This is a genomic window from Candidatus Symbiopectobacterium sp. NZEC135 (genome assembly GCF_025962695.1).
This window is the reverse complement of sequence record NZ_JAGFPF010000081.1, coordinates 1-11,829: the sequence shown is the minus strand read 5'-3', so window position 1 is coordinate 11,829 and position 11,829 is coordinate 1. Positions and strand designations below refer to the sequence as shown.

The window sequence follows — 11,829 nt, the reverse complement described above, 5'->3', positions numbered from 1 at the left end:
TTTTGCAAACCAGAAATGACCATGAGTAGGGCTGGCGCTGCCTGCCTTAACTCCCTATAATTCGCTCGTTACTGTTTGTTTACCCGTTACTATGCCATTCGGCATTTCCCTCATTTATCAGGTCATTTATTGTCATGGCTGCGACGTCTCACCAGTGTGTCATCATCGGAATTGCAGGAGCCTCTGCTTCTGGCAAAAGTCTTATTTCCAGTACGCTCTATCGCGAGTTGCGCGATCAGGTGGGGGATGAGCATATCGGGGTCATCCCGGAAGACAGTTATTATAAAGATCAAAGCCATCTGAGCATGGAAGAACGGGTGAAAACCAACTATGACCACCCTAATGCCATGGACCATGATCTGCTGTTAACGCATCTGAAAATGCTCAAGGCCGGACAAGCGATTGAGTTGCCGCAGTACAGTTACGTTGAACATACCCGCAAGCAAGAGACGGTACGCTTGCTGCCGAAGAAAGTGATCATTCTGGAGGGCATCCTGCTACTGACGGAAGTCCGCTTGCGCGCTGAGCTGAATTTTTCCATTTTTGTCGATACGCCGCTGGATATCTGTTTGCTGCGTCGTATGCGCCGTGATGTGAACGAACGCGGTCGTTCCATGGACTCTGTCATGGAACAGTACCAAAAAACGGTACGCCCGATGTTTTTGCAATTTATTGAACCGTCGAAGCAATATGCAGATATTATTGTGCCACGCGGCGGTAAAAACCGTATTGCGATTGATATTCTGAAAGCCAAAATCAGTCAGTTTTTTGAATAATTCACCGAAGACGGCGTAAACGAGAAAAGGGAACAACATGAGACTGTGCGATCGCGACATAGAAAGCTGGTTGGACGATGGACGCTTGGTTATCACCCCCCGTCCTCCCGTTGAACGAATCAACGGTGCAACGCTGGATGTGCGGCTGGGCAATCAGTTTCGCGTTTTCAGCGGGCACACGGCCGCATTTATCGATTTAAGCGGCCCAAAAGATGAGGTTAGCGCGGCGCTCGATCGCGTGATGAGCGATGAAATCAATTTGCCGGAAGGCGAAGCCTTTTTCCTGCACCCCGGCGAACTGGCGCTGGCGGTGACGTTGGAGTCGGTAACATTACCGGACAATCTGGTGGGCTGGCTTGACGGTCGGTCATCGTTGGCGCGCCTGGGGTTAATGGTCCACGTTACTGCGCATCGTATCGATCCCGGCTGGCAGGGTAGAATTGTGCTGGAGTTCTATAATTCAGGTAAGCTACCGTTGGCATTACGTCCTGGCATGATTATCGGTGCGTTGAGTTTTGAACCGCTCTCTGGCCCGGCTGCGCGCCCCTACAATCGTCGTGAAGATGCCAAATACAAAGATCAGCAGGGCGCTGTGGCGAGCCGAATCGATAAGGATTGATCGCCAGTGCATAATGCTGTTGCACTGATTGTTGGGAGGATGGCATGAAAAGAGTGTTGACGACGCTGGCGATTTTGCTTGTGGTGCTGGCTGTCGGTATGACAGCGCTGGTCATGCTGGTGAACCCCAACGATTTCCGCGCTTACATGGTAAGCCAGGTCGATGCCCGTAGCGGATACCGTTTGCAGTTGGAAGGCGATCTCCGCTGGCACGTTTGGCCGCAATTGAGCATTCTGTCCGGCGGTATGTCGCTAACCGCACCGGGCGCGGCGGCACCGATTGTCAGTGCAGAAAACATGCGTCTCGATGTCAAGCTCTGGCCGCTATTGTCACATCGTCTGGAAGTGAAGCAGGTGATGCTCAAAGGGGCGGTGGTGCGTTTAACGCCTGAAAGTGAAGCGCATCGCGCCAGTACCGCACCCATTGCGCCAGCCGGTTCATCAACGCCGGAAGAGACACGTAATTGGCGACTTGCCATTAATCAACTGAAAATTGTAGATAGCCTGTTGATTTTGCAGCGCGGCGACGACGAGCAGCTCAACGTGCGCGACATCAACCTCACGCTGGAAGAGAGCAGTGAACGCCAACTGGCGCTGGAATTGACCAGCCGCATTAATCGCGATCAGCGTGACCTTGCTGTGTCACTTCAGGCGAGTCTCGATATGCAGCACTATCCGCAGCAAATCGACGCCAGCATCGAACAATTTCAATACCAACTTCAGGGCGCAGGTATTCCCGCTGGCGGCATTAGTGGCAGTGGTAGCCTTCAAGGCAGTTACCAACAAGCCGTAGGCACGGCTCAACCAGAAAAAGTCACGGTAAGTCAGTTCACGCTGGCGGCGAGTGACAGTCAACTGAGTGGGAATGCAACCGCAACTCTGGGCGATCACCCTGAATATTCGCTGAACATTAACGCGGCGCGGCTAAACCTTGATGCGCTGCTGGGAAGTGCGCCAACGTCACAAACGCAGAACGCTTCACCCGCCTCGATCAAGACCGTTACGCCAGTCGTTTCGACGGAACGTGGGCTGAGTGAAGGCGATGCCTTGTGGCAATCGTTCAGCGCGCAGTTGGCGTTGCAGGTAGATACCCTTATCTACCGCGGCCTGACCTTCAGCAAGGTGAGCCTCAACGCGGTCAATCAAGCGGGCGTAGTGACCCTTTCCTCGTTGCAGAGTGAGCTTAACGGCGGGCGCATTGCTCTGACTGGAAAAATGGATGCGAAGGCAACCCCGAAAATCACGTTGCAACCCACTATTGAGCGTGTGGACGTTGAGCCGCTGACCGTGGCGTTTGCGTTGCCGCAAACGGTCAGTGGCAAACTGTCGTTAAAGGGACAGTTTAGTGGCGATACTTTCTCGCTGGATGCGTTGATGCGACAGTGGCGCGGCAACGCGGCGTTGAGCGTGGACAACCTGCGTTTTCAGGGCGTGAATATTCAGCAGATGATTCAGTTGGCGGTGGTGCGCAACAACAGCAATGTGCAGGCGTTAGAGCGCTACGATCGCTATACCGACATTACGCGGTTGACCAGCAATGCCGATCTCAATGCAGGTAAACTGCGGGTGAATGATATCACCGGTCAATCCGCGCTGCTGTCGCTCACCGGCACCAGCCAGTTTGATCTCCCGGCTCAGCAATGCGATATGAATTTCAACGTACGCATTACCGACGGCTGGCGTGGCAACGAGCAGTTAGTGGAGATGTTAAAATCCACCAGCGTGCCGCTGCGTATTTATGGCCCGATCAACAACCTGAGCTATCAACTGCAAGTTGATCAGTTGCTGCGTAAACGCCTTCAGGATGAAATGAAAAAGCGGCTCAATGATTGGGCGGATAAAAATCAGCAGAGCCAAACAGGCAAAGGGCTAAAACAGCTTCTCGACAAGCTTTGATCACTTGTGCCGTGATCTTGAGGCCAAGGACGATAAATAGGGGGGACTCATTATTTTCGTCCCCCCTTCGCCAATCAAAATGCTGTTCGCCATTCCCGCTCTTCACCCGTCATTCCCGCGAAGGCGGGAATCTCCCACAGACTAAACGCATTTCCTCTGACAGAGATGTCCGCCACGATAACCGTGAGCGCCAATGGTTTTTTTTCTTTCAATACACCAATAGGCAGTTTTTTAACCTTATCTCGTTTGTGCAAATAAACTTTACTTCTTTGATCTTTGCCATTTGTAGTTTTTCTACAAATCAGTAAACTCCCCTGCTTTTATCGCGTTTTCTTATACCAGAGCGTTATCTGATGTCTGCCCGTCAGGCGCTTTTTTACGTTCACTTTTACAGAGAAACATCATGATCGAACTCCTTATAGGTGTCATTGTGACGGTGCTGGTGGGCCGTTACATCATTAAAGGCTATTCCGCGACCGGCGTGCTGATGGCGGGCGGGCTGTTGCTGCTGCTGATTAGCGTAGCGATGGGGAAAAGCGTACTGCCCGCCAGTGCAAAATCCACAGGGTGGGGCTTAACGGATATCGTTGAGTACGTCAAAATTCTGCTGATGAGCCGTGGTGGTGACCTCGGCATGATGATCATGGTGCTGTGTGGTTTTGCTGCCTACATGACGCACATTGGTGCCAATGACGTTGTGGTAAAACTGGTTTCACGCCCGCTTAAAGTGATCAACTCCCCTTATTTGCTGATGATTGCCGCCTATTTTGTTGCCTGCCTGATGTCACTCGCTGTGTCATCTGCCACCGGATTGGGTGTGTTGTTGATGGCAACGCTGTTCCCAGTCATGGTGAACGTAGGCATCAGTCGTGGCGCGGCGGCGGCGATCTGCGCCTCGCCAGCGGCATTGATTCTGTCGCCGACCTCTGGCGACGTGGTGCTGGCGGCACAGGCATCGCAAATGAAACTGGTGGATTTTGCCTTTAAGGTGACGTTGCCTATCTCCATTGCTGCCATTGTATCGATGGCGATTGCCCACTTCTTCTGGCAGCGCTATATCGACCGAAAAGAGAACATCAGCCACGAAATGGTCGAAGCGAAAGACATTGAAACCAATGCGCCGCGTCTGTATGCCATTTTGCCGTTTACACCGATCATCGGTGTGCTGATTTTTGATGGCAAGTGGGGGCCGGAACTGCACATTATCACCATTCTGGTGATCTGCATGTTGCTGGCTGCGATGTGTGAATTCCTGCGTTTCTTTAACGCCAAAACCATTTATGCCGGGTTGGATGTTGCCTATAAAGGTATGGCGGAAGCTTTCTCCAGCGTCGTGGTGCTGTTGGTGGCTGCCGGTGTGTTTGCACAGGGGTTGAGCACCATCGGCTTTATCAGCGGTTTGATCGGGTTGGTGCAATCCTTCGGCAGCGGCGCATTGCTTATCATGCTGGTGCTGGTGGTGATCACCATGTTGGCGGCAATGACCACTGGGTCGGGCAACGCGCCGTTCTATGCGTTTGTTGAACTGATCCCCAAGTTGGCTTCACAGATGGGCATTAACCCAGCCTACCTGGCGATCCCGATGCTGCAAGCCTCTAACCTTGGCAGAACCATTTCTCCTGTGTCTGGCGTAGTGGTTGCGGTAGCCGGGATGGCAAAAGTCTCGCCGTTTGAAGTGGTAAAACGCACATCAGTGCCGGTATTGGTCGGGCTGATTGTGGTGGTGGTGGCTACGGAAATTTTGATTCCGGCGTGATGTGAATGAGCATCCCTCACGGTTTATCGGTGAGGGATGCTTCACGTCTATACCTCATAATCCTGCTCAGGCGTGTGCTCCTGAGTGATTGCTACTTTCACAATGCGGTGGCTCTCCATGCTGAGGATCTTAAAGCGATAACCATCAATGGTGAGTTCATCACCTTCTTGCGGCACCCGCTGCGTATACTCCATCATTAGCCCAGCCAGCGTGTAGTACTCCCGTTTTTCATCCAGCGTAAGGGGAATGTACATGGCGAGGTCTTCCAGCGGCGTATAGCCGTTGGCAATCCAGCTCCCATCTTCATTTTGCGTGATGTCGTGACGCGCATCGACATCCTCTCCTTCAACCGGCAGATTCCCGGCGATGGTTTCCATGACATCGCTCAGCGTAACAATGCCTTCCACCGAACCAAATTCATCCACCACAAAAGCGAAGTGGGTTTTTGCCGTTCTGAACTGCTCTAGCGCCTGTAGCAAAGAGATCTGCTCCGGGAACACCAACGGTTGGCGCACCAACTTATGCAGATCGAGCGTTTCATGACGCAACTGTTGTTGCAGCAGGGAGGCCACGTGCACGATACCTACCGGTTCATCCGAGGTGGGGTTATCCACAACCACCAGTCGCGTGTGCGGGCTTTTTTCTAATAGCGCTGCCAGCGTATCTTGAGGAGATTGAAGTTCAACAGCGATGATATCGTGGCGGGATGTCATGATGCTGCTTACGCTCCGCTGCCCCATGCCGAGCACGCGTTCGATCATGCGCCGTTCCTGACGGTTGAACACCGCATTACCGCTTTGTGCATTGTCGCCAATCAGGTCCGAGGTCTGGTTATTTAATTCTGCATCCTCATGCTCACCGCGCAGGATTTTCAAGATCACATCAGCGGTACGTTGGCGCAGTGGCACATCAGAGGTGAGGAAACGGCGTCGGTTAAACTGGGCGACCTGGTTTAGCACCTCAATCAATACGGAGAAACCAATCGCTGCATAGAGGTAACCTTTGGGAATATGGTAGCCAAAACCATCCGCCACCAGACTAAAGCCGATCATCAACAAAAAGCTGAGGCAAAGAATGACAATGGTAGGGTGAGCGTTTACAAACCGGGTTAATGGCTTGCTGGCGAGCAGCATCAGCCCAATGGCGATGGTCACGGCAGACATCATCACCAGCAGGTGATCCGTCATGCCGACGGCGGTGATCACTGAATCAAGCGAGAAGATGGCATCCAGAATAACAATCTGTGTCACAACAGCCCAAAAGCGTGCTCTTTTACGCTGCCCGTGCTGCTCCTGATCCCTGCCTTCCAACCGTTCATTAAGTTCAACGGTGGCTTTGAACAGCAGAAACAGCCCGCCGATCACCATAATGATATCGCGCGCGCTAAACGGCTGCTGAAATAGCGTGAAGAGTGGGGCGGTGAGCGATACCAGCCAGGACATAGAGGCAAGCAGCACCAAGCGCATCAACAGCGCAAGTGACAAGCCCACAACGCGGGCGCGATCTCTGAGTTTTTCGGGGAGTTTTTCCGCCAGAATGGCAATAAAGACAAGATTATCGATACCTAATACCAGTTCCAACACCACAAGCGTTGCCAAACCGGCCCAGATAGTGGGATCTGCGATCCACTCCATATAAATTTTTTCACCTTCATCAACCAGAACCGATACAGGGTAGCAGTGCAGCCCACATTGAACCAGCATTTGTAGGGATAATCCCTGCCTGGCAACATTGGCATAAAATCATTGCAAGTATATACCCTAAATAATTCAAGTTTCAGGAAGGCGGCAAGTGAGCGAATCCCGATGAGCTTACACAAGTAAGTGATTCGGGTGAGTGAACGCAGCCAACACACCTGCAACTTGAAGTATGACGGGTGTAATTACTTTATTTACAATTACTTAGTATTCTAACCTGCTGATTTAAAATCGCTAACTTTCAAAAAACGGTATCTCGCCGCGCGCAAGAGTGCTAGCATTTGTAAGGAATTATTAAATAATACCGTTTTGTTTGAAAAACACTCAAATTTAAAAAAGACATGTGATTTCTTAAGGTTATTGCGGTTTTGTTGTGTGGGATAGGCCTAATCTGAAAATCTTTGTAAATCCACGAACTTCCTGTACATAGTGAATTGTGCTCCATACTATAGTGTCTTGCGTGGCACTATAGGGTCATTTTCTGAAAGTTTCGCGGTTTTTTTTGCTTGACTAGCCCGTAAAAAATAAATTCGTACCCAGGAATCATAATGTGGTCCACGGACGGTATTCCGTATTTTAACAGCACGTTGGCGGCTATAAGCCAAGGGCGGTAGCGTGCCTGTGCGAAGTAACTTCACGGTTGATGATGGTGCAAAAATGCAAGAAATTACGGTTATCTTCATAAGCGCTTTTGTTGCGCTGTTTCTGGCAAGAAAAACGGCAATAAAAATAGGGCTCGTTGATAAACCGAACGCGCGCAAAAAACACCGTGGACATATCCCTCTGGTGGGCGGTGTCTCTATTTATCTCGCGCTCTGGATCCTCTATGCCCTTCATCCTGAATGGCTACCTGATTTTTCTCTCTATATGGTCTGCGCCAGCGCATTACTCTTCGTTGGTGTGCTCGATGACCGCTTTGATCTCCCTGTTATGCCTCGTATCTTCCTGCAAGCGCTGGTTGCCAGCATCATGATGTATTCCGGGTTGCATCTCGCCAGCCTGGGCAACATTTTGTTTGGTTACGAACTGGTGTTAGGCTGGGCAGGCTACGCGGTGACGCTGCTCGCTGTCTGGGGCGCTATCAATGCTTTCAACATGGTCGATGGCATTGATGGCTTGCTGGGCGCACTCTCTTGCGTAACCTTTGGCGCACTGTCTGTGATGTTTTATCTGGATGGTGAGCATGAACTGGCGCAGTGGAGTTTGTGCCTGTTGGCTGCATCCATTCCTTATATTCTTCTCAATCTCGGTATTCCCTGGGGACAAAAATTCAAAGTCTTTATGGGCGATGCTGGCAGCACCTTGATTGGCTTTACCGTGATCTGGTTGCTGATCGTCGCCACCCAAGGGCATGACGCCGTGATTCGCCCGGTAACCGCATTGTGGTTTATCGCCGTGCCGTTGATGGACATGGTCACCATTATGACGCGCCGCATTCGCCGTGGTGACAGCCCCTTCAAACCTGACCGCGAGCACCTTCATCATATTTTACTGCGTGCTGGGCTGGGTCCGCGCCAAACCCTGTTAGCCATTGTTGGCGTGGCGTTTATGTTTGCGCTGGTAGGAATCATTGGTGAGCGTGCAGGAATCAGAGAGTCTGTTATGCTTAGCCTGTTTTTACTGGCATTCGTCGGCTATTTCTGGTCAATTACCCGGGTGTGGCGCTTGCTGACATGGGCTCGTCGTCATAGCGAACCCTCAGGGCATGTGCACAGCAAAGTGGGCCAAACGCCACTGAACAAGTAAATTGCCCGTTTTTACAGCCGTAACTCATGGAATCAATTGCACTCGTATTCTCTATGATAGAGGAAGAGGATCGGCGGCGACTTATAACTTATTAAAAGTGATGGCATAAACAGGATGATAGCTTACAAAAGAAAAATGATACCCTTGATGGTATCTGCCGTGTTGCTGAGCGGTTGTACCATTATTCCTGGTTCGCATTTGACGACCAGCGGCAAAGAAGTGATAAAACAGCAGGATGCAGATTTCAACATCAGTAAACTGGTTAACGTTTACCCGATGACGCCCTACCTGATCGAAAAAATGCGTGCAAAGCCGCTGGTGGCTCAAGCTAATTCTGCGCTGGATCGTGAACTACAAAGCTACGAATATCATATTGGCGTCGGCGACGTTCTGATGATTACCGTTTGGGATCACCCTGAACTGACCACTCCTGCCGGTACCTACCGCACCGCGGCGGACACGGGCAACTGGGTTCACTCCGACGGTACTATTTTCTACCCTTACATTGGTAAGGTAAAGGTAGCGGATAAAACGGTTACCCAGGTGCGCGATGAGATCATGACCCGCCTGGCGCAGTATATTGAATCCCCGCAGGTGGAAGTAAGCATTGCTGCATTCCGTTCACAAAAAGTGTACGTTTCTGGTGAAGTAGCGACCTCAGGCCAGCAAGCTGTCACTAACGTGCCGCTCACCATTCTGGATGCGATTAACAAAGCCGGTGGGCTGACGGAAAACGCAGACTGGCGCAACGTGGTGCTGACCCATAACGGGCAGGAAAAACGTATCTCCCTCCAGGCGCTGATGCAAAACGGCGACCTGTCTCAGAACCAACTTCTTTACCCCGGTGATATCCTTTATGTGCCGCGTAATGACGGCCTGAAGGTGTTTGTGATGGGGGAAGTGAAAAAACAAAGCACGCTGAAAATGGACCGCAGCGGCATGACGCTCACCGAAGCGTTAGGTAACGCGGAAGGGATGGATCAGGCGATGTCTGATGCCACCGGTGTGTTTGTTATCCGCCCGCTGCGCGGTACGCAAGGCCCGAAACTGGCCGATATCTATCAGTTAAACACAGCAGATGCCACTGCGCTGGTGATGGGCACCGAGTTCCAGTTACAGCCCTATGATGTGGTCTACGTGACGACCGCACCGATTGTGCGTTGGAACCGCGTTGTTTCACAACTGGTGCCGACCATCTCCGGCTTTAATGACCTGACTGAAGGTGCGCTGCGTGTGCGTACCTGGCCGTAACCATTCATTTGCACGCGAAGAACGCCATGTTTGATTCCATTTTAGTGGTATGCGTTGGCAACATCTGCCGTTCCCCGACCGGGGAGCGGTTGTTAAAACAGTTATTGCCGAGCAAAAGAATCGCCTCGGCAGGGTTGGGCGCGTTAGTGGAGCATGCTGCGGATAGCACCGCCAGTGACGTGGCCAGTGCGCACGGCCTTTCACTGGAAGGGCACTCAGCCCAGCAACTCACCAAATCCTTGTGCAGAGAATATGATCTGATTTTGGTGATGGAAAAAGGCCACATCGATGCCGTGGGGCGCATGGCACCGGAAGTGCGTGGCAAGACCATGCTGTTTGGCCACTGGCTGAACCAGCGAGAAATCGCTGATCCTTATCGCAAAAGCCGTGAGGCTTTTGAGTTTGTTTATTTGCAACTAGAGCAGTCGGCCCAAAAATGGGCGCAGGCTTTAAATCGATAATTCTCAGAGAAACCGATGGCAGAAAAAAATTCAGTGAAAACATCTGAAATTGATCGTTCAGATGAGATTGATTTGGGGCGATTGCTTGGAACCCTGTTAGATAATCGTTGGTTAATTGTTGGTGTGACAGCGCTGTTTACCATTGTTGGTATTACTTATGCCATGCTTGCTACACCGATTTATAAAGCGGATGCACTAATTCAGGTTGAGCAAAGCGGCGGAGATTCTTTGATCAAAGATATCTCCAACATGTTGCCTGATGCCAAACCGCAATCAGCTGCTGAAATTGAGCTGATCAAATCGCGGATGGTGATGGGGAAGACCATTAACGAGTTGGCCCTAGATATTGATGTGCGTGAGAAGTATTTTCCAATCATTGGCAAAGGTATTGCACGCTTGTCTAATTCTCAACAAGGAGAAATTGCAGTCTCTCGTTTGGATGTGCCCGAAAGTTGGGAAGACGAGCAGCTAATGCTGAACGTCATCGATAAAGAAAACTATATCATAAAGGGTGGCGACACCGTATTGTTCTCAGGTAAAGTCGGTCAGGTTGAGAACCATAATGGCATTACTATACTTGTCAGTGATGTTTTGGCTGACGACGGTACAAGCTTTAAGCTGAAAAAGCTGAACCCTGTCACTGCATTAACAGAGTTATTGGATAACTTCTATGTTGCAGATAAAGGTAAGGATACTGGTGTTTTGGGGTTAAGTTTAGAAGGCGAAGATCCTATTTTAACCACTAAAATTCTAAACAGCATCAGCCAAAACTATTTGCAGCAAAACGTAGAGCGTAAATCGGAAGAAGCAGGCAGAAGCCTTGAGTTTTTAAAAGAACAATTACCCAATATCCGAGGCCAGTTGAATGATGCAGAGAATAAATTAAACACCTTCCGCCAACAGAATGACTCCGTTGATCTCTCGCTGGAAGCAAAAGCAGTGCTGGATACCATGGTGTCCGTTGAATCTCAGCTTAATGAGCTGACCTTTAAAGAAGCAGAGATCTCTAAACTCTACACCCGTGAACACCCGGCCTACCGAGCGTTGATGGAAAAACGCAAAACCTTGCAGCAAGAGCGCGATAAGCTGAATAAGCGCGTGGGGGCGATGCCGAAAACTCAGCAGGAGATTTTGCGCTTAACCCGAGATGTGCAGGCGGGGCAAGAGGTGTATATGCAACTGCTGAATAAACAGCAGGAACTGAGTATCAACAAAGCCAGCACTGTAGGCAATGTGCGTATTATCGATAAGGCTGTTGTGCAGCCTAAACCCGTTAAACCGAAAAAAACATTGATTGTGCTGTTAGCCATGATTTTAGGTGCAATGGCCTCTACTGCATTTGTGGTTTTGAAAACCTTGCTGCACAAAGGCATTGAAAGCCCTGAACAGCTTGAAGAGTTAGGGATTAACGTTTATGCCAGCGTGCCCCTTTCTGAATGGCAACAAAAGAAAGATAAAGCGTTGCTGGCGAAGGGCAAGAAAAGCAATACTCGCTCGACTGAATTGCTGGCCATTGGCAACCCTGCTGACTTAGCTATTGAGGCCATCCGCAGCCTGCGCACCAGCCTACATTTTGCTATGATGGAAGCAAAAAATAATGTGTTGATGATCTCGGGTGCTAGTCCCTC

General features: G+C 50.6%; 10 protein-coding genes. 8 read left to right on the top strand and 2 right to left on the bottom strand.

The window, feature by feature from the left end; genetic code table 11:
• Positions 1 to 134: 134 nt before the first annotated feature.
• From udk to asmA, 3 genes are read left to right on the top strand one after another with little or no spacing between them, the layout of a single operon-like run.
• On the top strand, positions 135 to 776 hold the full coding sequence (udk, locus tag J5224_RS21920; RefSeq protein ID WP_196906238.1) for a uridine kinase: 642 nt from the start codon (positions 135 to 137) through the stop codon (positions 774 to 776).
• Positions 777 to 813: 37 nt separating this feature from the next.
• A complete protein-coding gene (gene dcd, locus J5224_RS21915; RefSeq protein ID WP_222160069.1) occupies positions 814 to 1,395 on the top strand; it encodes a dCTP deaminase in 582 nt (193 codons plus the stop codon).
• 44 nt (positions 1,396 to 1,439) lie between these two features.
• The gene (asmA, locus tag J5224_RS21910) at positions 1,440 to 3,290 is read left to right on the top strand and encodes an outer membrane assembly protein AsmA (protein WP_264627370.1); all 1,851 of its coding nucleotides are present in this window, start codon (positions 1,440 to 1,442) and stop codon (positions 3,288 to 3,290) included.
• 74 nt (positions 3,291 to 3,364) lie between these two features.
• Here asmA and J5224_RS21905 read toward each other — a convergent pair whose 3' ends face one another.
• Positions 3,365 to 3,544 carry a hypothetical protein gene (locus J5224_RS21905; protein WP_264627369.1) on the bottom strand — a complete coding sequence of 60 codons (180 nt, stop codon included), beginning with the start codon at positions 3,542 to 3,544 and terminating at the stop codon, positions 3,365 to 3,367.
• Positions 3,545 to 3,693: 149 nt separating this feature from the next.
• Between J5224_RS21905 and dcuC the strand changes: the two genes are divergently transcribed.
• Positions 3,694 to 5,046, top strand: coding sequence for an anaerobic C4-dicarboxylate transporter DcuC (dcuC, locus tag J5224_RS21900; protein ID WP_264627368.1), 1,353 nt, complete (start codon positions 3,694 to 3,696; stop codon positions 5,044 to 5,046).
• 47 nt (positions 5,047 to 5,093) lie between these two features.
• On the opposite strand, the gene J5224_RS21895 is transcribed toward dcuC, so the two are convergent.
• Positions 5,094 to 6,680 (bottom strand): TerC family protein, encoded by a 1,587-nt coding sequence (locus J5224_RS21895; protein ID WP_264627367.1) that lies wholly within the window; start codon positions 6,678 to 6,680, stop codon positions 5,094 to 5,096.
• Positions 6,681 to 7,400: 720 nt separating this feature from the next.
• Here J5224_RS21895 and wecA point away from each other — a divergent pair.
• From wecA to J5224_RS21875, 4 genes are all read left to right on the top strand, one after another.
• A complete protein-coding gene (gene wecA, locus J5224_RS21890; protein ID WP_264627366.1) occupies positions 7,401 to 8,489 on the top strand; it encodes a UDP-N-acetylglucosamine--undecaprenyl-phosphate N-acetylglucosaminephosphotransferase in 1,089 nt (362 codons plus the stop codon).
• 114 nt (positions 8,490 to 8,603) lie between these two features.
• A complete protein-coding gene (locus J5224_RS21885) occupies positions 8,604 to 9,740 on the top strand; it encodes a polysaccharide export protein (RefSeq protein WP_264627365.1) in 1,137 nt (378 codons plus the stop codon).
• 26 nt (positions 9,741 to 9,766) lie between these two features.
• Positions 9,767 to 10,201 (top strand): protein tyrosine phosphatase, encoded by a 435-nt coding sequence (locus J5224_RS21880; RefSeq protein ID WP_264627364.1) that lies wholly within the window; start codon positions 9,767 to 9,769, stop codon positions 10,199 to 10,201.
• 15 nt (positions 10,202 to 10,216) lie between these two features.
• On the top strand, positions 10,217 to 11,829 hold a 1,613-nt coding region (locus tag J5224_RS21875; protein ID WP_264627363.1), incomplete at its 3' end, for a GNVR domain-containing protein.